The organism is Rhodoferax sp. PAMC 29310, assembly GCF_017948265.1.
GTDB lineage: Bacteria > Pseudomonadota > Gammaproteobacteria > Burkholderiales > Burkholderiaceae_C > Rhodoferax.
On record NZ_CP072852.1, the window covers coordinates 869,824 to 888,858 of the forward strand.

18 protein-coding genes are annotated in these 19,035 nt (G+C 58.8%); 2 read left to right on the plus strand and 16 right to left on the minus strand.

Features of this window, described 5'->3' with window-relative positions; genetic code table 11:
- Positions 1-7: 7 nt before the first annotated feature.
- The 8 genes from prmB to J8G15_RS04060 all read right to left on the minus strand — a co-directional run bounded on the left by prmB (position 8) and on the right by J8G15_RS04060 (position 8,126).
- Complete coding sequence (prmB, locus tag J8G15_RS04025) at positions 8-910, minus strand: 50S ribosomal protein L3 N(5)-glutamine methyltransferase (RefSeq protein ID WP_210546276.1); 903 nt, start codon at positions 908-910, stop codon at positions 8-10.
- Positions 907-2,082, minus strand: a complete 1,176-nt coding sequence (gene dapE / locus J8G15_RS04030) for a succinyl-diaminopimelate desuccinylase (RefSeq protein ID WP_210546277.1) — start codon at positions 2,080-2,082, stop codon at positions 907-909. The genes prmB and dapE overlap by 4 nt, the downstream gene beginning before the upstream one ends.
- A 2-nt stretch (positions 2,083-2,084) precedes the next feature.
- Positions 2,085-3,248 carry a PilT/PilU family type 4a pilus ATPase gene (locus J8G15_RS04035; protein WP_240538435.1) on the minus strand — a complete coding sequence of 388 codons (1,164 nt, stop codon included), beginning with the start codon at positions 3,246-3,248 and terminating at the stop codon, positions 2,085-2,087.
- A gap of 41 nt (positions 3,249-3,289) precedes the next feature.
- On the minus strand, positions 3,290-4,114 hold the full coding sequence (gene dapD, locus J8G15_RS04040) for a 2,3,4,5-tetrahydropyridine-2,6-dicarboxylate N-succinyltransferase (RefSeq protein ID WP_210546278.1): 825 nt from the start codon (positions 4,112-4,114) through the stop codon (positions 3,290-3,292).
- 39 nt (positions 4,115-4,153) lie between these two features.
- On the minus strand, positions 4,154-5,374 hold the full coding sequence (gene dapC / locus J8G15_RS04045; protein ID WP_210546279.1) for a succinyldiaminopimelate transaminase: 1,221 nt from the start codon (positions 5,372-5,374) through the stop codon (positions 4,154-4,156).
- A 67-nt stretch (positions 5,375-5,441) separates the two neighbouring features.
- Positions 5,442-5,621: a hypothetical protein gene (locus J8G15_RS04050; RefSeq protein ID WP_210546280.1), complete on the minus strand. Its 180-nt coding sequence runs from the start codon at positions 5,619-5,621 to the stop codon at positions 5,442-5,444.
- A 129-nt stretch (positions 5,622-5,750) separates the two neighbouring features.
- A complete protein-coding gene (gene murI / locus J8G15_RS04055; RefSeq protein ID WP_210546281.1) occupies positions 5,751-6,572 on the minus strand; it encodes a glutamate racemase in 822 nt (273 codons plus the stop codon).
- Positions 6,573-8,126, minus strand: coding sequence for a fumarate hydratase (locus J8G15_RS04060; RefSeq protein ID WP_210546282.1), 1,554 nt, complete (start codon positions 8,124-8,126; stop codon positions 6,573-6,575).
- A gap of 129 nt (positions 8,127-8,255) precedes the next feature.
- Here J8G15_RS04060 and fumC point away from each other — a divergent pair, with 129 nt between their 5' ends.
- Entirely contained in the window at positions 8,256-9,641 is a 1,386-nt protein-coding gene (gene fumC / locus J8G15_RS04065; protein WP_210547455.1) for a class II fumarate hydratase, read from the plus strand.
- Between the two features lie 72 nt (positions 9,642-9,713).
- On the opposite strand, the gene J8G15_RS04070 is transcribed toward fumC, so the two are convergent.
- The 7 genes from J8G15_RS04070 to J8G15_RS04100 form a co-directional block, all read right to left on the minus strand.
- Positions 9,714-10,070, minus strand: coding sequence for a Na+/H+ antiporter subunit G (locus J8G15_RS04070; RefSeq protein ID WP_240538436.1), 357 nt, complete (start codon positions 10,068-10,070; stop codon positions 9,714-9,716).
- A gap of 14 nt (positions 10,071-10,084) precedes the next feature.
- Positions 10,085-10,366: a K+/H+ antiporter subunit F gene (locus tag J8G15_RS04075; RefSeq protein ID WP_210546283.1), complete on the minus strand. Its 282-nt coding sequence runs from the start codon at positions 10,364-10,366 to the stop codon at positions 10,085-10,087.
- Complete coding sequence (locus J8G15_RS04080; protein ID WP_210546284.1) at positions 10,363-10,887, minus strand: Na+/H+ antiporter subunit E; 525 nt, start codon at positions 10,885-10,887, stop codon at positions 10,363-10,365. The genes J8G15_RS04075 and J8G15_RS04080 overlap by 4 nt, the downstream gene beginning before the upstream one ends.
- Complete coding sequence (locus J8G15_RS04085; protein WP_210546285.1) at positions 10,884-12,524, minus strand: monovalent cation/H+ antiporter subunit D; 1,641 nt, start codon at positions 12,522-12,524, stop codon at positions 10,884-10,886. The genes J8G15_RS04080 and J8G15_RS04085 overlap by 4 nt, the downstream gene beginning before the upstream one ends.
- A complete protein-coding gene (locus J8G15_RS04090; protein ID WP_210547457.1) occupies positions 12,521-12,880 on the minus strand; it encodes a Na+/H+ antiporter subunit C in 360 nt (119 codons plus the stop codon). Before J8G15_RS04090 ends, J8G15_RS04085 begins: the two co-directional genes overlap by 4 nt.
- A 2-nt stretch (positions 12,881-12,882) precedes the next feature.
- Positions 12,883-15,741, minus strand: coding sequence for a monovalent cation/H+ antiporter subunit A (locus J8G15_RS04095; protein WP_210546286.1), 2,859 nt, complete (start codon positions 15,739-15,741; stop codon positions 12,883-12,885).
- A 70-nt stretch (positions 15,742-15,811) separates the two neighbouring features.
- Positions 15,812-16,411, minus strand: coding sequence for a YqhA family protein (locus tag J8G15_RS04100; protein WP_210546287.1), 600 nt, complete (start codon positions 16,409-16,411; stop codon positions 15,812-15,814).
- Positions 16,412-16,563: 152 nt separating this feature from the next.
- On the opposite strand from J8G15_RS04100, the gene acs reads away from it, so the two are divergent.
- Positions 16,564-18,561, plus strand: coding sequence for an acetate--CoA ligase (acs, locus tag J8G15_RS04105; protein WP_210546288.1), 1,998 nt, complete (start codon positions 16,564-16,566; stop codon positions 18,559-18,561).
- Positions 18,562-18,699: 138 nt separating this feature from the next.
- Here the strand turns inward: acs and J8G15_RS04110 are convergent, their stop codons facing one another.
- Complete coding sequence (locus J8G15_RS04110; protein ID WP_210546289.1) at positions 18,700-19,005, minus strand: c-type cytochrome; 306 nt, start codon at positions 19,003-19,005, stop codon at positions 18,700-18,702.
- Between the last annotated feature and the right edge of the window lie 30 nt (positions 19,006-19,035).

Here is a 19,035-nt window from a genome sequence, read left to right on the forward strand (position 1 = left end):
CTGGCGTTCAAATCTTCAGCAGCTCGGCACGGGTCAACACCAGTACTTGGGCATCGCCCGCGCTGGTGTCTAGCCAAATAGGGGCCAGTTTGGGGAAGGCAGCTTCAAAGTTGGCTTGTTCGTTGCCGATCTCCAGCACCAGAATTGCTTTTTCGGTCATCTGGGCGGGTGCTTGGCGCAGCAAGTGGCGGATGAAGTCCATGCCGTCGCTGCCGCCTTCCCCATTGCCGTCCAGCGCCAGGGCGGGCTCGGCCCGGTATTCCAGGGGCAGGGCGGCCATGCTTTGGGCGCTGACGTAGGGCGGGTTGCACAGTATCAGGTCGTAGGGGCCGTTGACTGACGCCAGTCCGTCAGAGTGCGTCAGCGTGACGCGGCTCTGCAGCTGGTGGCGGTCGACGTTGATGCGGGCCACGGCCAGGGCGTCATCGGAGATGTCGGCACCGTCCACGCTCACGTCCGGGTAGGTCATGGCGGCCAATACAGCCAAGCTGCCGTTGCCGGTGCACAAATCCAGCACGCGTTGGGTGGCGTCGCTGAGCCAGTAGTCCAGATCACCGTTGACTAACAGCTCGGCAATGAAGGAGCGCGGCACGATGGCGCGCTCGTCGACGTAGAACGGAACGCCTTGTAGCCACGCTTCGCGGGTCAGGTAGGCGGCGGGTTTACGGGATTCGATGCGCGCTATCAATAAAGTAGCTACTTGCGCTTGTTTTTCGGGGGCTACAGCTTGATTTGATACCGAAGTGTCGTCCGTCGCTGGGTTATCGAGCGAGCTGTCCAGCGGCAATCCCAGTTGCCATAGCACCAGCCAGGCGGCCTCGTCAAAGGCGTTGGTGGTGCCGTGGCCAAACGCCACACCGGCATCGGTCAGTTGTTGGGCGGCGTCGGTAATCAGTTCCAGCAGGGTCATGAGCTCAGGCGCGTGTGCAGGTTTTCCAGCACACGTCGGTAAATGTTTTTCAAAGGTTCGATGTCTGCAACGGCCACGTACTCGTTGATTTTGTGAATGGTCGCGTTGGGGGGCCCGAGCTCGATGACTTGCGGGCACACCTTGGCGATGAAGCGGCCGTCGCTGGTGCCGCCGGTGGTGGAGAGTTGGGTGTCGATGCCGGTCTCAGAGCGAATGGCGTCAACGACAGCGTCGACCAAGGTACCGGGTGGCGTCAAAAAGGGCAGGCCGCTGATGCTCCAGGTCAGGTCAAAGTCTAGCCCGTGTTTTACCAACACGGACTTCAGGCGTTCTTGCAGGCTCTCAGGGGTCGATTCCGTGCAAAAGCGGAAGTTAAAGTCAATGACGACGGCGCCCGGGATCACATTGCTGGCGCCCGTGCCGCCGTGCATATTGCTGATTTGCCAGGTGGTGGCGGGGAAAAATTCGTTGCCTTGGTCCCATTCCACGGTCACCAGTTCGGCCAACGCGGGCGCGGCCAGGTGAATGGGGTTTTTGGCCAGGTGGGGGTAGGCGATATGGCCTTGCACCCCTTTCGCCGTCAAACGACCGCTCATGGAGCCGCGCCGGCCGTTCTTGATCATGTCGCCGGTGCGCTCCACCGAGGTGGGTTCGCCGACGATGCAGTAGTCCATTTTCTCGCCACGGGCCGTCAGGGCTTGGCAGACGATGACGGTGCCGTCGTGGGCCGGACCCTCTTCGTCGCTGGTCAGCAAAAAGGCGATGGACAGTGGGGTGTCGGGTTGTGCGGCGATGAACTCCTCGGCAGCAACCACAAACGCGGCCAGGGATGCCTTCATGTCGCTGGTGCCGCGGCCAAACAACTTGCCGTCTCGGTGAGTGGGGGCAAACGGGTTGCTGTCCCATTGCTCGACCGGACCGGTTGGCACCACATCTGTGTGGCCAGCAAACACTATCAATTCAGTAGCTTCTAGCGCTTGTGTTTCGGAGGCTGGAGCCCGTTTTGCCCACAAATTGGTAACGCGAAAGTCAGCCGGCCCGCTTTCGATGGTTTCGCACACAAAGCCCAGCGGCGCCAGGCGCGCAGCGATCAACGCCTGGCAGCCCATGTCGTTAGGGGTGACCGAGGCGCGGGAAACGAGTTGTTCGGTGAGGTAAAGGGTGTTTGACATGGTCAGTGTTTGACGTCCAGCGTGAACTCCGTGAAGCTGGGCTGGTCGTCCGGCTCTTCGACGACGGTTTTGACGGCCGAGCGGGCGTGAAAGTCATTTTGCAGGCGCCATAACAGGTTGGTAGGGGAATCGGAGTTGCTCATTCCTTCTTGTCGGTCCACGACGCCGTCTTTGATCAGACGGGCGATGTCTTGCTCAAAGGTTTGGCCGCCTTCGGCCATGGACTGATTCATGGCGTCACGGATGCCGGAAAAATCACCTTTTTCAATTTTTTGGGCAATCAAGGACGTGTTGATCATGATTTCAGCCGCTGGGGTGCGCCCGCCCGTGGTGGTGCGCAGCAAGCGCTGCGACGCGATGGCTTTGAGCGAGGCGGCCAAGTCACCCAGCAGGGTGGGGCGCACTTCGGCCGGGTAAAAACTCAGGATACGGTTCAGCGCCTGGTTGCTGTTGTTGGCGTGCATGGTGGCCAGGCACAGGTGACCGGTTTGCGCGTAGGCGATGGCCGCCGACATGGTTTCCCGGTCGCGAATCTCACCAATCAGAATCACGTCAGGCGCCTGACGCAGCGCATTTTTGAGTGCCAGGTGGGTGGACTGTGTGTCGGTGCCGACTTCTCGCTGGTTCACCACAGAGCGTTTGTTCTTGAACAAAAACTCGACCGGATCTTCGATAGTGAGGATGTGTCCGGTAGAGTTTTCGTTGCGGTGGTCAATCATGGAGGCCAACGTGGTGCTCTTGCCTGCGCCTGTGGCACCGACCATCAATATCAGCCCGCGCTTTTCCATGACCAGATTTGCCAAAACCATGGGGACTGAGAGCGAGGCCAGTGACGGAATATCCATGGCAATGAAGCGAATGACGGCGGCAAGCGTGCCGCGCTGGCGCATGGCGCTGATCCGAAACCGCCCCACGCCAGGCAGCGGAAAGCCCACGTTCAACTCGTTCATCTCCTCCAGCTCTTCAATTTTCTCCGGCGACAAAACCTCGGCCAGCAAATTGCGCGGTGCTTCCGGTGGGAGCACCTGACTGTTGATCGGCACACACTGGCCGTTGATGCGAATCAACGCGGGGGAGTGCGCCGAAAGATACACGTCTGACGCTTTTTTCTCCGCCATCAGGCGAAGAATTCGATCCATCGTGCCTGAAACACCATTGGTTGCCATGGTCTAGCCTCGGTTCAAACGGTTGAGTGGCAGTGGGTGAATCAGTCGCGCAACAAGTCGTTCAGGCTGGTCTTGGCGCGGGTCTGCGCGTCCACCCGCTTGACGATGATGGCGGCGTACAGGCTGTACTTGCCGTCGTTCTTGGGCAGGCTGCCGCTGATGACCACCGAGCCCGAAGGAATGCGACCGTAGGTGACGGTGTCCGTGGCGCGGTCGTAAATCGGGGTGCTTTGACCCAGGTAGACACCCATGGAGATGACCGAGTTTTCTTCCACGATGACGCCTTCAACCACTTCGGAGCGGGCGCCGATGAAGCAGTTGTCTTCAATGATGGTGGGACCGGCTTGCATGGGTTCCAGCACGCCGCCAATGCCTACGCCGCCACTCAGGTGCACGTTTTTGCCGATCTGGGCGCAGGAGCCGACGGTGGCCCAGGTGTCAACCATGGTGCCTTCGTCCACATAGGCGCCAATGTTCACGTAAGAAGGCATCAGGATCACGCCTTTGCCCACAAAACTGCCCCGACGCGCCACGGCAGGTGGCACCACGCGCACGCCAGTGGCTTTCATGGCCGCTTCGTCCATGCCGGCGAATTTGGTGGGGACCTTGTCGTAAAAGCCAAGGTCGCCGGCTTTCATGATTTCGTTGTCTTTCAGGCGGAAGCTCAGCAAGACGGCTTTCTTGATCCACTGGTGGGTGGTCCACTGGCCAACGCCATCACGAGTGGCGACGCGCAATTGACCGGCATCGAGTTGGGCCAGCACGTGTTCAACGGCTTCCGACACCTCTTTGGGGGCTGATTTGGCGGAAATGTTGGCGCGGTCTTCCCACGCAGCGTCGAGGATGGTTTGAAGTTGTTGTGTCATTTTTTGCTTCTTTCGATAGGGGTAATCAGGGGGCGAGCTTCACACTCGGGATTTGACAAACTGGACGATGCGTTGAGCCGCTTCGACACATTCAGCGGTTTCAGCCACCAGTGCCATACGAATACGGCCGGCGCCGGGGTTGTTGCCTTGCGCATCGCGGGCCAAATAAGAGCCGGGCAAAACCGTCACATTGTAAAGAGACAGCAATTCGCGTGCGAATTCGGCGTCATCGCCCTGGACTTTGGCCCACAGGTAGAAGCCGGCGTCGGGCAAAGACACGTCCAGCACCTCAGCCAGCATCGGAGTGACTTGTTCAAACTTGCGGCGGTACTGGGCGCGGTTGTCGATGACATGGGCCTCGTCGCCCCAAGCGGCGATGCTGGCGGCTTGCACCACCGGGCTCATGGCGCTGCCGTGGTAGGTGCGGTAGAGCAGAAACTGTTTGATGATGGCAGCGTCACCGGCCACAAAGCCACTGCGCATGCCGGGCACATTGCTGCGTTTGGACAGGCTGGTGAAGGAAATCAGGTTTTTGAAGTCGGTGCGCCCCAGCTTGGCGGCGGCCTCCATGCCTCCCAAGGGAGGTTCGTCACGGAAGTAAATTTCGCTGTAACACTCGTCTGAGGCGATCACAAAGCCGTGGCGGTCGCTCAGAGCAAACAGTTTTTCCCATTCGGTCAGCGGCATCACAGCGCCAGTGGGGTTGCCGGGGGAGCAGACAAAGAGCAACTGGGTGCGCGCCCAGGTAGCCTCTGGCACGCTGTCCCAGTCCGGCGCAAAGTTACGAGCCGCGTCGCTGGCCACAAAATAGGGCTGGGCCCCGGCCAACAGGGCCGCGCCTTCGTAGATTTGATAAAACGGATTGGGACAGACCACAATCGGCGCCTGATCTGCCGCGCTGCCTGCAGGGGCGGGCTCGATGATCGTTTGGGTCAGGGCAAACAGGGCCTCACGAGAGCCATTGACCGGCAGCACCTGGGTGGCCGGGTTCACATCCAAGCCATAGCGCTGCTTCATCCAGTGGATAAATGCATCACGCAGCTTGGGTTCACCGGGGGTGCTGGGGTATGCGGCTAAACCACTGGGGGTGGACTGAATGCTGTCCACCATGGCTTGCTGAATGAACGCAGGGGTGGCGTGCTTGGGCTCGCCCATGCCCAGGCTGATGGGGCGCAGTGACGGATTCGGGGTGACCGAGGCAAAGAGTTGGCGCAGCCGCTCAAAAGGGTAGGGCTGCAGGCGAGAAAGCAGTGGGTTCATGGGGAGAGATTATCCCGCCTTGTCGCTGGGTCGCCGCGCCGGGTAGGGCCTTGAACCGAGGTTTGGGTTATTTCTTCGCTTTTTTGACTGTTTTTCTTGGGGCCGCGGGCTTTTTGGCGGCGGGTTTGACTTGGGCTTTGGGCTCTGCTGCCTTGGGTGCGTCACCAATCAGCGACTTCACAGGACAAATTTTGAAAACCGGGCACTTTTGGCAGCCGACGGCGATGGCGATGGGGCAAATGGTCATGGGGTATCTTGGGTATAGCTGAGTGAATCGGGCGGCCCAGTATGCCTGCGTTAGCGGTTGCCAACGACGCTGGCGGGAGTGTGTGAACTCTAATTCCGAACCTAGAGCACGCCAAGGCCTTTGGGTGTGTCAGACCGAGACGGTCTCGACCGGGTTCTGCACCGCCAACCATTGCTGGGCGGCATGGTGCAGCGTGGCGCCATTGCCAGTTGATTGCAAGGTGAGTTGACCTTGCCCGAAGGCTTTCGCTTTGGCGCCGATCAGGCGGCGTGTTTGCCGTGCGACGGGGTCACCGTTGTCGAGAAGGTGAATCTCGGGCCCGAGCAATGTCGCCAATTGGTCTCTGGCAAATGGGTAGTGGGTACAGCCCAGCACCAAAGTGTCTATGTCGCCAGGTTTTGTGCCAAATTGGCCAATAGCCCATGTGTAATATGCACAGAGTGCTATTATTTTTGATGTTTCTTGGCGCTCAATGGCATCGGCCAGCCCATCGCAAGGCTGGCAAATGAACTCGGCCTGATCTGCCAGTGACGCAAGCAGTGCCTGAAATTTGGTGCTGTTCAACGTGGCGCGCGTGGCCATGACGCCAATGTGCTTGGTTTGGCTGAGCGCCACCGCGGGTTTGACGGCCGGCTCCACGCCAACGATGGGCAGCGCCGGAAACTCTTGACGCAATGGTTGAATGGCCGCCGCCGTGGCGGTGTTGCAGGCCATCACCAGCAACTGAATATGGTGGTGCTCAAGCAGGTAGCGCGTGATGAGGCGGGCGCGCTCCAGAATGTACGCCTCGTCGCGCTCGCCATAGGGCGCATGACCGGCGTCCGCCAGGTACACAAAGTCTTCATGGGGCAACTCGGCACGCAGGGCCTTGAGCACGCTCAAGCCCCCGACGCCGCTGTCAAACACCCCAATCGGGCAGGCGCCCGAGGGGGATTCGTTTGGGCGAGTCAATCAGGCACCGGCCACCGAAATACCTTTGAATTCACCCGTAGCAATACGCTCTTTCCAGAGTGCGGGGCCGGTGATGTGGGCACTGGTGCCGCCAGCATCGACGGCCACGGTGACAGGCATGTCGACCACGTCAAACTCGTAAATGGCTTCCATGCCCAGATCCGCAAAGCCAACCACTTCAGCGTGTTTGATGGCTTTGCTCACCAGGTAGGCGGCGCCACCCACGGCCATCAGGTAAGCGCTCTTGTGCTTTTTGATGGCCTCAATGGCGACCGGGCCGCGCTCGGCCTTGCCCACCATGGAGATCAGGCCGGTCTCGGCCAGCATCATCTCGGTGAACTCGTCCATGCGCGTGGCGGTGGTGGGGCCAGCGGGGCCCACGGCCTCGCCTTTCATCGGATCCACTGGGCCAACGTAGTAAATGACACGGTTGGTGAAGTCAACGGGCAGTTTTTCACCTTTGGCCAGCATGTCTTTGATGCGCTTGTGAGCGGCGTCCCGGCCGGTCAACATCTTGCCGTTGAGCAGCAGGGTGTCACCCGGCTTCCAGCTGGCAACTTCTTCTTTGGTGAGCGTGTTGAGGTCCACCTTTTTGCTTTTGACGTAGTCGGGGGCCCAGTTCACATCGGGCCACAAGTCCAGCGAGGGCGGGGTCAGGTAGACCGGGCCGCTGCCGTCCATCACAAAGTGGGCGTGGCGGGTAGCGGCGCAGTTGGGGATCATGGCCACGGGCTTGCTGGCGGCGTGGGTGGGGTACATCTTGATTTTGATGTCCAGCACAGTCGTCAAGCCGCCCAGGCCTTGCGCGCCAATGCCGAGGGCGTTGACCTTTTCAAACAATTCCAGGCGCAGGGCCTCGGTTTTGGTGAGCGGCTCGTTGGCGGCGGCTTTGGCTTGCAGCTCGTACATATCCAGGTCGTCCATCAGGCTTTCTTTGGCCATCAACACGGCTTTCTCGGCCGTGCCGCCAATGCCAATCCCCAGCATGCCGGGCGGGCACCAGCCGGCGCCCATGGTGGGAACGGTTTTTAAAATCCAGTCCACCACCGAGTCGCCCGGGTTGAGCATGGCCATTTTGCTTTTGTTCTCACTGCCGCCACCCTTGGCTGCCACCGTGATATCCAGCTTGTTGCCGGGCACGATTTCCGTGAAGATGACGGCGGGGGTGTTGTCTTTGGTGTTCTTGCGGTCGAACTGGGGGTCTGCTACCACAGACGCTCGCAGGGTGTTGTCAGGGTGGTTGTAGCCACGGCGCACGCCTTCATTGATGGCGTCATCCAGACTGCCCGTGAAGCCTTCCCAGCGCACATCCATGCCTACTTTGAGGAACACGTTGACGATGCCGGTGTCCTGGCAAATCGGCCGGTGGCCGGTGGCGCTCATCTTGCTATTGGTCAGAATCTGCGCGATCGCGTCCTTGGCGGCGGGGCTCTGCTCGCGTTCATAGGCGCGGGCCAGGTGAGCAATGTAGTCAGCGGGGTGGTAGTAGCTGATGAATTGCAGGGCTGCGGCAACGGATTCGATCAGGTCGTCTTGTTGAATGCTTGTGGTCATGGTCAGGTGCTTCGTGGAAAAGAAGGCTGTTCAGTGCAGCCGGCGTGTGCTAGGTTCGCGTAAACCCTGGATTTTGACAGGCTTGTCTTCACAGGCCTTACAGCACAGGAAAGGAAGATACGAATGAAGCTGCCAACCCGCACCGAACATGACTCTATGGGCCCCATTGATGTGCCTCTCGATCGCCTGTGGGGCGCTCAAACTCAACGCTCGTTGCAAAATTTTGACATCTCGGGTGAGCGTCAGTCAAAGGAGCTCATAGACGCGCTGGTCTGGGTAAAACGCGCGGCCGCAACGGTCAACGCCACACTGGGTGAGTTGGATTCGTCAAAGGCTCGCGCCATTGAGCAAGCGGCAGACGAGGTGCTTGCTGGGCGCCATGATGGCGAGTTTCCACTGGTAGTCTGGCAAACGGGCTCTGGCACCCAGACAAATATGAATGTCAATGAGGTCTTGGCCAATCGGGCCAGCGAGCTGTTGGGTGGGGTGCGGGGCATGGAGCGCGGCGTGCATCCCAATGACGACGTGAATCGGAGCCAGTCGTCCAATGACGTGTTTCCAACCGCCATGCACGCGGCCGCAGTGGCCGGCATTTCTCGGCGTCTGTTGCCGGCATTGGTAGGGTTACGCCAGACCTTGGCGCACAAGGCGCAAACGTTTGACGGCATCGTCAAGATTGGCCGCACCCATTTGCAAGACGCGACACCGCTCACGCTGGGTCAGGAGTTCTCTGGCTATGTAGCCCAACTGGCTCATGCTGAGCGGCACTTGCAGGCTGCGCTGCCCCATTTGTGTGAGCTGGCCCTGGGCGGGACAGCGGTTGGCACTGGCCTCAATGCACCCGCCGAGTTTGGTGAGCTGGCAGCGGCAGAGTTGGCGCGTCTGACAGGCCTGCCACTGGTCACGGCGCCAAATAAATTCGAAGCCCTGGCAGCATGTGACGCACTGGTTCACGCGCACGGTGCGCTCAAAGGGCTGGCTGCAAGCCTGATGAAAATCGCCAACGATGTGCGCTGGTTGGGCAGTGGGCCGAGAAGCGGGCTTGGCGAGCTGCTGTTGCCCGCCAACGAACCCGGCTCATCCATCATGCCAGGCAAGGTGAATCCGACACAGTGCGAGGCGCTCACCATGTTGTGCTGTCAGGTGATGGGCAACGATGTGGCGATCAACATGGGTGGTGCCGCCGGCAATTTCGAGTTGAATGTGTTTCGACCGATGATTGCCCACAACTTCTTACAGAGTGTTCGGTTGCTGGCCGATGGCATGCGTAATTTTGACCAACACTGCGTTCAGGGCATTGAGGCGAACAAACCCCGCATTGCGGAATTACTGGGCGCCTCCTTGATGCTGGTGACTGCCTTGAATCTTCACATTGGCTACGACAAAGCCGCTGAAATTGCCAAGCAGGCTCATGCCAGCGGGTGCACGTTGCGCGAAGCGGCCATCACCTCGGGCCATGTTACGGCGGCGCAATTTGATGCCTGGGTTCAGCCACAAGCCATGGTGGGTAAGTAGTCGTTACCCGAGGACCCAAAGGCAAGCAGCAAGGCCTGGCGAACCGACCCGGGTGACGCGCTTACTGGGAAGCTAGTCAATGTCCCGGTGTTCCGGGATGGATCCATCGGGGATGGGCGCTTGGCTTTTTACCTTCAGGTGCAGGGCCGCCTGTGCCATCAGGTTGGCGGAGACCGGCGCGGTCACAAACACAAACAAGGTAATCAGTAGTTCAGCCAGCCCAATGCGACCCTGAGATGCCGCCACGATCATGCTGGCCAACAAAATTCCGCCCACTCCCAAGGTGGACGCTTTGGTGGGGGCGTGCAGGCGCATGAAGAAATCAGGAAAGCGGACCAAACCCAAGGCGCCCACAAACAAGGTGAAGGCGGCAATCAAAAGCAGGGCAGCGGCGATCCATTCAACAACGGGATGCATGGTGGCAATCATTCTTCTGTCCCTTTCTATTCAATGACGTCGCCACGCGTGAGGTAGCGGGCCAAGCCCACTGTGGCGGCGAAACCCAGCATGGCAACAATCAGGGCGGCTTCAAACATGATGGCCGATTGCTGGCGGATGCCAATCAACACCACCAGCGCCACAGCGTTGAGGTACAGCGTGTCGATGGCCAAAATGCGGTTGATGATGTCGGGCCCTTTGACCAAGCGCCACGCGCACATCATCATCGCCAAGGCCACGGCGGTGCTCGCAATATTCAGGGAGATCAGAAATATGCCGGATGTCATGCTGTGTCTCCTGTGATTTTTGGGTCGCCTTCGAAAATCGCCAGCAACAAGACCTCATAGCGGTCCTTGATGTCAATGGCCATCTGGGCCGGGTCACTGCAATCCAATGCGTGCACCAAAATCATGTTGCGTTCTTCGTCGATGCTGCAGGACACCGTTCCCGGTGTGGTTGTAATGATGGTCGCCAGCAAGGAGATCGCAGTGGGGTGAGTCAAAGCGAGCGGCACCGGAACCCAGGCCGGCTGCGGACGAGACATGGACCCCAGCACCAACTTGGCGACAGCAATGTTGGACATCAAAATGTCCCACAGCACGAAACGTGTTAGCCGAAGGGCCGGTTTCAGCTTGATCTTCGACGGGCGGGGCAGAAAGTCATGCAGCAGCCGCGGTATCACGATGCCAATAAGGGTCGCAGACAGCAGGTGAACGGGTTCAACGGAGTGCTGTAGCAGCAACCAACTGCTGGCCAACAGCGCCGTCAACCAGGGATGACCCAACCAGGATGTCTTCCGTTTGATCATGGCTTGTCTCCTTGAGGGGGCAGCTTCACGTCGCCTTCGCCGCCCCGGTAGGGACGCGTTGTTTGGGCCGCAGCGCCACCGACGGGGCCCAACACAGCTTGCGCATATCCGGTGTGGTCGGCCAACTGAACGGCTGCGGCGTCGGTGTAGCGCTTGAGTGGTGAGGCGCCAGTCGCCAAGACCAGGCTCAGGCCCAGCAGACCCAGCGTGGCAGAGGTGAGGCGCCAACTGCCGCCCGAGTTGCTCATTTGATTGTTGATGGGCAACACTTGCCAGAACAAAATGCTTCCGGCCCGCGCCAGCCCAATTAGTGTCAGAAAGCCCGCGCTCAATACCACGGCCCACACCCAGCCTTGTGCAGGTGTAGCAGCTGCACTTTGCAGAACCATCAATTTGCCCAGGAAACCGGGCAGAGGAGGGAGGCCCGCCACCGAGGCGGCACCCAGCAGGGTCATCAAACCCAGCATGATGGGTTGTGCCACCGGAGTCGATGGTTGCAGTCGGTCGCCTATATCGCCCCGTTGCGAGGCCACGAGTTCAACCAGCAGGAACAGGGCAGCGATGACCAAGGTGCTGTGCACCATGTAGTACAGCGCTGCCGACATCGCGGCAGGTGTAAATAGACCAACTGCCGCCAAAATGGTGCCCACCGAGGCTACTGTGAGGTAAGACACCAGTCGGGACAGACTGTGAGATGCCAGCGCCCCAAAGACGCCCAGCACGGTCGTCGTCAACGCCACCGGCAACAGCCACGGCTCCGCCGCCAAAGCCGCGTGGCCGGCTGACTCGCCCAGGATCCCGGCGTGCACTCGGATGATGCTGTAGACACCGACCTTGGTCATGATTGCAAACAAGGCCGCCACTGGTGCACTGGCTGCGGCGTAGGTGCCGGGCAGCCACATGTAAAGTGGGACGATGGCCGCCTTAAGGCCAAAGACCACTAGCAACAGGAGCGCCCCGGCTTTAAACAAGGATGCCTCTTGAGGTGCCAACTGAGCCACGCGAATCGCCAAGTCAGCCATGTTCAACGTCCCCGCAACGCCATAGATGACGGCCAGCCCAATGAGAAACAGGGCGGAGGCGACCAGGTTTAGAACCACGTAGTGCAATCCCACTTTGAATCGCTCGCGGCCGTGGCCGTGGACTAGCAAGACGTAGGAAGCAATCAATAACACTTCGAAAAACACGAAGAGATTGAACAGATCGCCCGTCACAAATGCACCAGACAAGCCCATGAGCTGAAAGTGAAACAGCGCGTGAAAATAACGGCCATGCGAGTCCCAGCCGCCCGTGGCGTACCAGAGCACAGGCACGGCAATGGTCCAGGTCAGGGCCAACATCATCGCGCTCAGGCGGTCAACCACCAGGACAATCCCAAAGGGAGCAGACCAGCCACCCAACGGGTAAACGGACAGAGTTCCTGTCGAGGCGTTGGACATCAGCTTCCATGCCAGCAAAGCGCCGATCAGGGCCGAGGTCAGGCTGAGCAATCGGCTGTAGCGAAGTTTGGCGCCACCATGACTGGCTTGGCCGCCGCCGTCGCCCATGAGAAGCAAAGTCGCGGCTGTGAACAAGGGAAGCAGAACCGGCAGCACAGACAAATGGCTGGCGAAAAAATGACTCACGAAATCGCTCATTTGACGTCCTCAACAGCGTTTGGCGTCGTGCTGCTAGGCTCAAATCCATCCACATGGTCGGTGCCGCTCTCGTGTCGGCTGCGCAATGCCAGTTCGATGACAAAGCCGGTGGTGGCAAAACCAATGACGATGGCGGTCAAAACCAAGGCTTGGGGAAGTGGGTCAGCCACCTGACCCGTCGCGGTAAGAATGGGCGCCGCGTCCTGCCACAGGCGGCCCATCGCGAAAATGAACAGATTCACGGCGTAGCCCAACAGACTCAGACCAATGACCACTGGCCAGGTGCGGCCCCGCAAGACCAAGTAAATACCGCTGGCTGTGACGGCACCAATGCCGGTAGCCACCAAAAATTCCAGACTCATGCCTGTGCTCCCTTCAGCTTCTTCTTGCGCGGCGCCACGTTGGGGGCACGACTCACGGCCCCCAGGGTTGCAATGGTCAGCAATGTGGCACCAACCACCGTGATGTAAACGCCTAAATCAAACAGCGCCGCTGTCGCAAGCGGCAAGTTACCCAGAAAGGGGACATACGGGTGACCGTGCGCGCTGGTCAGGAATGGTTGCCCCAGCAAAAAAGCCCCCGCGCCGGTCAGCCCTGCAATGGCCAGCCCAGTTCCAATCCAGCGAACAAAGCGTCGCCCGCCCGCTGCGTGGAGTAAAACTTCTGCCCGGGTCTGGCCCATGGCCATGTACTGCAGTACCAAGGCCACGGCCGTGATCAGTCCAGCGATAAAGCCGCCACCTGGCATGTTGTGACCACGCATGAAGATGTAGAGCGTGACAACCAGGGCCAGGGGCAACACGACACGAGCCGCGACGCGCAACATGAGCGGCTGGCTTGCAAACGTCCAGGAGCGACCCCTATCGTCGCCGCCGGGACGGCGGGTGCGCATGCCGTCCATCAAGGCCAGAACGCCGATGGCGGCAATGCCGAGTACGGTGATTTCCCCAAAGGTGTCGTAGCCCCGGAAGTCGACCAAAATGACGTTGACCACGTTGGTGCCGCCGCCCGCAATGGCCGACTGGTTCAGGAAATACCAGGCAATGGAGTCATGGTCGCGGGTGAGCATCATCCAGGTCAGCCACGCCATGCCGGCACCACCAACGAGCGCCAGTGAGCCGTCACGCAGTTTTCGAGCCGAGGACGACTCCATGGGGGTTTGAGCTGGCAAAAGGGCGAGCCCCATTAGTAGCAACACCGTGGACACGACTTCAACGCTGAGTTGCGTCAGTGCGAGATCAGGGGCGGAAAAGCCGACAAAGGTCAGAGCAGTGACCAGACCGATGACGCCCGCAAGCACGACGGACTGCAAGCGATCGTGATGGCGCAGCGCGAGCCATCCGCTCGCCAGCAGCATCAGCCCCCAAAGCACCAGCGCGGGCAAAGTGACGGGGAGTAGTTCGCGAGAGCCGGTTTGGGGCATTTCGCCAGTCAAGAGGCTGGAGATTGCCACCACCATGCTCGCGATCAGCATCCAGGCGACGTACCGTTGCAGTGATCCAATCTCAAGCAGGGCGGTCAGCCGCCCTGCGCCGCCAAACAAACTGTCAGAAGAGCGCCAAAACACATTTGGTCCCGTGAAGGGCCCAAACCAGCGCTCGATATCCAGTCGGTGCAATCGATTGCCACGATTGACCCGAAAGTAGAGGAGCGCGCCGCCTGCCAAAGCCACCACACTGAGCAGCAGTGGCAGATTGAAGCCGTGCCAAATTGCCAACTGGAACTCTGGGGGCGCATGGCCCAGCATGGCAGTTGATGCCACCAGTACCAGTGGGCCAAGTGTCAAAGCGGGCAACAGTCCCACCACCACACACAAGGTCGCTAGCAGAATGACTGGTGCCTTCATGCCCATTGGTGGCTCGTGCGGGTGTGCAATGGGCAAATCGCGCGCAGGGCCGTTGAAGAAAATGTCGTGTACCAAACGCACCGAGTAGGCGACGCTGCAAAGTGCCGCAAAGGTGGCGACCGCAGGCACCACCCAACGCCAGCCACCAGCCTGCGCAAAAATCACGGCCTCGGTCAAAAACATTTCTTTCGACAAAAATCCATTGAAAAGTGGGACGCCCGCCATGGCGGCAGTTGCGGCCATGGCCAGCGTGGCGGTCCAGGGCATCAGGCGCCAAAGCCCGCCCAATTTGCGCATGTCCCGGGTACCGGTTTCATGGTCAATGATGCCCGCAGTCATGAACAGCGCGGCCTTGAAGGTGGCGTGGTTCAGGATGTGGAAGATGGCCGCGACGGCGGCAAGCGGCGATCCCAGCCCAATAAGAAACGTGATGAGACCGAGGTGGCTGATCGTGGAATACGCCAGCAAACCTTTGAGGTCTTGCCGAAACAGGGCAATAAACGCGGCAAATGCAACGGTCACCAAGCCGGTGGTGGTCACGATGCCAGTGAACAACTCCGTACCACCAATCACGGGTGTCAGACGTGCCAACAAGAAAATGCCCGCCTTCACCATGGTGGCTGAATGCAGGTAGGCAGACACTGGAGTGGGGGCGGCCATGGCTTGCGGTAGCCAAAAGTGGAAGGGGAACTGCGCGCTTTTCGTGAAGCAGCCTACCAAAATCAGGAGCAAGGCGATGGGGTAGTTGGCGTCAGCTTGAATGGACGCCGCATTGGCCATCATGTCACTGATTTCATAGGTTCCCGCGATTTGCCCCAGCAAAACGAAGCCACCAAGCATGGCCAAACCACCGCCACCGGTGATGGTGAGTGCCATCCGGGCGCCGTCTCGGGCGTCCGCCCGATGATTCCAGTACCCCACGAGCAAAAACGAAGAAATGCTGGTGAGTTCCCAAAACACCATCATGAGCAGCAGATTGTCAGACAGCACAATGCCAAGCATGGCGGCCATGAACAGCATCAAGGTGCTGTAAAACTTGCCAACTGGGTCATTTTTTCCGAGGTAACTATCGGCATACACAATGATCAAAAGCCCCATGCCAGTGATCAACATGGCAAACATGAGGGACAGTCCGTCCAGCCTCAGTCCCAGGTTCATCCCGATTTCGGGCACCCATTCCACAAAAAGGCGAACTGTTTCTCCCGCCATGACGGCCGGAGCCTGCATGAGTAGCAACCCCAGGCTGGTGGCTGCGACAGCACCCGCGAGCCACGCAGTTCGGCGCCGGTAACCGTTGGAGGGCACAGCGCCGGACCAGGCTGTCAAAAGGGTGCCAGCAAGAAGCGGCAGAAAAATGATGATCAGTAGCACGTGGTGTTATCCGGTCAAAAGGGGCGACATGCTAAGTCGACGTGCCCCAGGTCAATCTTGACAACAGGCCTCAACGGGCGCCGTGGTCGCGCTGCATCAATCGATCGGTGTAAGCGATGGCGATGGCGGAGAGCAAAAAGGTAATGTGAATCGCGGTTTGGGCAATCAACACCTTTTCATCATAGTTGGCGGCATTGATAAAGGTCTTCAGCAAGTGAATGGAGCTGATCCCGATGATCGCAGTGCCCAGCTTCACTTTAAGGACGGAGGCATTGACATGACTCAGCCATTCAGGTTGGTCACGATGGCCTTGCAGGTCCATGCGGCTGACGAAGGTTTCGTAGCCACCCACGATCACCATGATGAGCAGGTTGGAGATCATGACGACGTCAATCAACGCCAGAACAACCAGCATGATGACGGTTTCATTCAGAGAGGTGATGGCCACGTCAGATTTATAACCAATGCTGGTCACTAGCGCTTGCAGTGCCGTTTGATTGCCAAACACGGCCTCCAGCAAGTGAACGAGTTCAACCCAGAAGTGGTACACATAGACCCCCTGGGCCGCAATCAGTCCGATGTAAAGCGGCAGCTGAAGCCAGCGGCTCGCAAAGATAAAGCTGGGAATAGGACGAAGTGGCGTCGAGGTTTGTGTATTTTTTTCAGTCATGGGGCGTCACAGGGTCAAAGGTTGCGGCTGATTGTAGAGTCTGCTTTTTACCTGCCGATACATCCGGTGCGGGCGCATGAGGTAGTCAGTGGCTTGTAAGTGCCAAGCTTGACAGTTGACCTGAATTCAATTTAACAAGAGGAGCGACATCCATGAGTACATCACCATCCGCTATTGAGTCCGTATTGGTTGAAAACCGCGTTTTTCCGCCAAGCGAGAGCATCGTCAAAGCGGCTCGTATTTCGGGCATGGCCGGCTACAACGCCTTGTGCGCTGAAGCAGAGAAAGACTTTGAAGGTTTTTGGGCCCGCTTGGCGCGCGAAAACGTGGTGTGGAACAAGCCGTTCACCCAGACACTGGATGAGTCCAACGCACCGTTCTACAAGTGGTTTGAAGATGGCGAACTCAATGCATCGGCAAATTGCCTGGACAAGCACATGGGCACGCCCAATGAGAACAAGACGGCGGTCATCTTTGAGGCCGATGACGGTACTGTCACCAAGACCAGCTACAAGGAGTTGCTGGCCAAAGTAAGCCAGTTTGCCAACGCACTCAAGGGGAAGGGCGTACAAAAGGGCGACCGTGTACTGGTTTATATGCCGATGACGCTAGAGGGTGTGATCGCGATGCAGGCCTGCGCCCGCATTGGCGCAACCCACAGTGTGGTTTTCGGTGGGTTTTCTTCCAAAGCGTTGCAGGAACGAATCATTGATGCCGGCGCAGTCGCCGTGATCACCTCTAATTTCCAGATGCGAGGCGGCAAACAACTGCCACTGAAGGCCATCGTTGACGAAGGCTTGGGCCTCGGCGGCTGCGAGTCCGTGAAAACGGTATTTGTGTTTGAGCGCACGTCATCGCCTTGCAATATGGTGGCGGGTCGGGATGTGACCTTTTCTGAGGCCTTGCAAGGTCAAAGTACCGAGTGCGCGCCTGTTCCGGTCGGGGCAGAGCACCCGCTGTTTATTCTGTTTACCTCTGGATCAACTGGCAAACCAAAGGGTGTTCAGCACGCCACCGGTGGATTCCTGTTGTGGTCCAAGCTGACCATGGACTGGACATTTGATCTGAAAGCCGACGATGTGTTCTGGTGCACGGCCGACATTGGCTGGATCACCGGTCATGCCTACGTCGCCTATGGTCCGTTGGCGGCTGGCGCGACTCAAATTATTTTTGAAGGCATTCCTACCTACCCCAATGCAGGGCGGTTCTGGCAAATGATTGAGCGCCACAAGTGCACAATTTTCTACACGGCGCCCACGGCCATTCGCTCGCTGATCAAGGCAGCGGAAAGTGATGAAAAGGTTCACCCAGCGCGATCTGACCTGAGCAGCTTGCGAATTTTGGGTTCGGTCGGTGAGCCGATCAATCCTGAAGCCTGGATGTGGTACTACAAAAACATTGGTGGAGAGCGCTGCCCTATCGTTGACACCTTTTGGCAGACAGAGACTGGTGGGCACATGATCACCCCCTTGCCAGGCGCGACTCCCTTGGTGCCAGGAAGCTGCACCTTGCCCTTGCCGGGCATCATGGCGGCCATCGTGGACGAGGCGGGCAATGATGTGCCCAACGGCTCAGGCGGTCTGCTGGTGATCAAGCGCCCTTGGCCTTCCATGATTCGCAATATCTGGAATGACCCTGAGCGCTTCAAGAAGAGCTACTTCCCTGCAGAGCTGGGCGGGAATGTTTACCTGGCCGGTGATGGCGCCGTGCGAAGTGAAGACCGCGGCTACTTCAGGATCACGGGTCGCATTGACGATGTGCTGAACGTGTCCGGACACCGCATGGGCACGATGGAAATCGAATCTGCACTGGTTGCCAAGTCTGACTTGGTTGCTGAGGCCGCCGTTGTGGGACGGCCCGATGACCTGACCGGCGAGGCGATTTGCGCGTTCGTGGTGTTGAAGCGTCCTTGCCCTACTGGCGACGAGGCCAAGGCGATCGCCAAAGAGTTGCGTGATTGGGTGGCCAAAGAAATCGGACCGATTGCGAAACCGAAAGACATTCGTTTTGGTGAAAACCTGCCAAAAACCCGGTCTGGAAAAATCATGCGTCGTCTGTTGCGCTCGCTGGCGAAGGGGGAGTCAATTACCCAAGACACCTCCACCCTGGAGAATCCGGCCATTCTGGATCAGCTCGGTCAAACCTACTGATCGGTCAAACCTCATTTTGCGCCTCCTGTAAGCAGGAGCGCCAAATGAGGTTGAGGCCATGGCAAAAGAAAAGCCCGCATTTGCGGGCTTTTCTTTTGCCGTCGCCCTGCGAATAACAGGGGGCAAGATGGCGTCAAATTACTTCTGAGCCAAAACCCATTCCACCAGCGTCTTGGCGTCCGCATCTTTGAGTTGCGTATTGGCAGGCATTGGAATGGCACCCCAAACGCCAGAGCCGCCTTTCATGACCTTGGCGACGAGCATCGCTTCAGCGTCTTTTTGACCGGCATATTTTTTGGCGATTTCTTTGAACGCGGGTCCAACCAGCTTCTTGTCAACCGCGTGGCAAGCCATGCAGTTGTTTTTTGTGGCGAGTGCCTGATCCGCCATGACGGGAGCGGCCAAGGAGGAGGCGGCAACGAAGGCTAAAAGAGCGAGTTTCATAGATTCTTTCCTTTCGGTTCAGGTACAGTC

What these genes read in the sequence shown, in the direction of transcription:
- prmB (WP_210546276.1), bottom strand. Translation starts at nt 910, where the DNA reads ATGACCCTGCTGGAACTGATTACCGACGCCGCCCAACAACTGACCGAT.
- dapE (WP_210546277.1), bottom strand. Translation starts at nt 2,082, where the DNA reads ATGTCAAACACCCTTTACCTCACCGAACAACTCGTTTCCCGCGCCTCG.
- J8G15_RS04035 (WP_240538435.1), bottom strand. Translation starts at nt 3,248, where the DNA reads ATGGCAACCAATGGTGTTTCAGGCACGATGGATCGAATTCTTCGCCTG.
- dapD (WP_210546278.1), bottom strand. Translation starts at nt 4,114, where the DNA reads ATGACACAACAACTTCAAACCATCCTCGACGCTGCGTGGGAAGACCGC.
- dapC (WP_210546279.1), bottom strand. Translation starts at nt 5,374, where the DNA reads ATGAACCCACTGCTTTCTCGCCTGCAGCCCTACCCTTTTGAGCGGCTG.
- J8G15_RS04050 (WP_210546280.1), bottom strand. Translation starts at nt 5,621, where the DNA reads ATGACCATTTGCCCCATCGCCATCGCCGTCGGCTGCCAAAAGTGCCCG.
- J8G15_RS04060 (WP_210546282.1), bottom strand. Translation starts at nt 8,126, where the DNA reads ATGACCACAAGCATTCAACAAGACGACCTGATCGAATCCGTTGCCGCA.
- J8G15_RS04070 (WP_240538436.1), bottom strand. Translation starts at nt 10,070, where the DNA reads ATGATTGCCACCATGCATCCCGTTGTTGAATGGATCGCCGCTGCCCTG.
- J8G15_RS04075 (WP_210546283.1), bottom strand. Translation starts at nt 10,366, where the DNA reads ATGACATCCGGCATATTTCTGATCTCCCTGAATATTGCGAGCACCGCC.
- J8G15_RS04080 (WP_210546284.1), bottom strand. Translation starts at nt 10,887, where the DNA reads ATGATCAAACGGAAGACATCCTGGTTGGGTCATCCCTGGTTGACGGCG.
- J8G15_RS04085 (WP_210546285.1), bottom strand. Translation starts at nt 12,524, where the DNA reads ATGAGCGATTTCGTGAGTCATTTTTTCGCCAGCCATTTGTCTGTGCTG.
- J8G15_RS04100 (WP_210546287.1), bottom strand. Translation starts at nt 16,411, where the DNA reads ATGACTGAAAAAAATACACAAACCTCGACGCCACTTCGTCCTATTCCC.
- acs (WP_210546288.1), top strand. Translation starts at nt 16,564, where the DNA reads ATGAGTACATCACCATCCGCTATTGAGTCCGTATTGGTTGAAAACCGC.
- J8G15_RS04110 (WP_210546289.1), bottom strand. Translation starts at nt 19,005, where the DNA reads ATGAAACTCGCTCTTTTAGCCTTCGTTGCCGCCTCCTCCTTGGCCGCT.